The 1,091-nt window shown below is 36.3% G+C and carries 1 protein-coding gene and 1 pseudogene; both read left to right on the top strand.

The genetic code is table 11. From position 1 onward, the window contains the following. Window positions 1–593, top strand: a pseudogene (locus EKL98_RS17045) (UDP-N-acetylglucosamine 1-carboxyvinyltransferase); the annotation flags it as partial. Window positions 594–665: 72 nt separating this feature from the next. Beyond that, a partial coding sequence (locus EKL98_RS17040) for a cation diffusion facilitator family transporter (protein ID WP_126563245.1) occupies window positions 666–1,091 on the top strand: 426 nt, incomplete at its 3' end.

Here is a 1,091-nt window from a genome sequence, read left to right as displayed (position 1 = left end):
TGATTGAAATTGGAAGTTGGATAGGATTGGCAGCAATGACCAGAAGCGAAATCACCATTAAAGATGTAAGTTGGGAAAACTTGGGATTGATTCCAAATGTTTTTAGAAAACTGGGAATCACCTTAGAAAAAAGAGGGGATGACATCTACATTCCAGCTCATACAGACGGATATCAAGTAAAAACCGATATTGATGGTTCTATTCTTACCATTTCAGATGCACCTTGGCCAGGATTTACACCCGATTTGTTGAGTATTGTTCTTGTTGTTGCAACACAATGTAAAGGTGATGTTTTGATTCATCAAAAAATGTTCGAAAGTCGTTTGTTTTTCGTTGATAAATTGATTGATATGGGAGCCAAAATCATTTTGTGTGATCCGCACAGAGCTGTTGTAATTGGTCACGATTTCAAATCAAGACTGAAAGCTACCACAATGTCTTCACCTGATATTAGAGCAGGAATTTCGTTGTTGATTGCTGCACTTTCGGCCAATGGAACAAGTACTATTCAAAATATTGAACAAATTGATAGAGGTTACGAACGCATCGACGAACGATTGAGAGCTATTGGCGCCAAGATAGTTAGAGCTTAATTTTATTCAATATAAAAACGCTAAACCTCAAAGGTTTTTTTCAAACCTTTGAGGTTTATTATTTTAACTAAAATGACAAACGAACAAACTGCGGTAAAAGCCACTTACTTTAGTATTGTAAGCAATACTTTATTGGCTTTGATTAAAGGATTGGCTGGTTTTTTTGGGCATTCGTATGCTTTGACTGCAGATGCAATCGAATCTACAACAGACATTTTTTCTTCTTTTTTAGTTTTATTTGGAATCAAATATTCGAACAAACCTGCTGATGCAAATCATCCTTACGGCCACGGTCGAGCCGAACCATTAATTACTTTTTTAGTGGTTGGTTTCCTGATTACTTCCGCAACCATTATTGCTCACGAAAGTATTACCAATATTGGAGTTCCACACAAATTGCCTGAATCTTGGACGCTAATTGTTCTTGGAGTCATCATTTTATGGAAAGAATATTCATTTCGTTTGGTAATGAGACGAAGCAAAGAAGCCAATAGTTCT

This window comes from Flavobacterium bomense, from assembly GCF_003970355.1.
The sequence above is the reverse complement of the archived record's forward strand: the minus strand, read 5'-3'. Positions and strand labels throughout refer to the sequence as shown.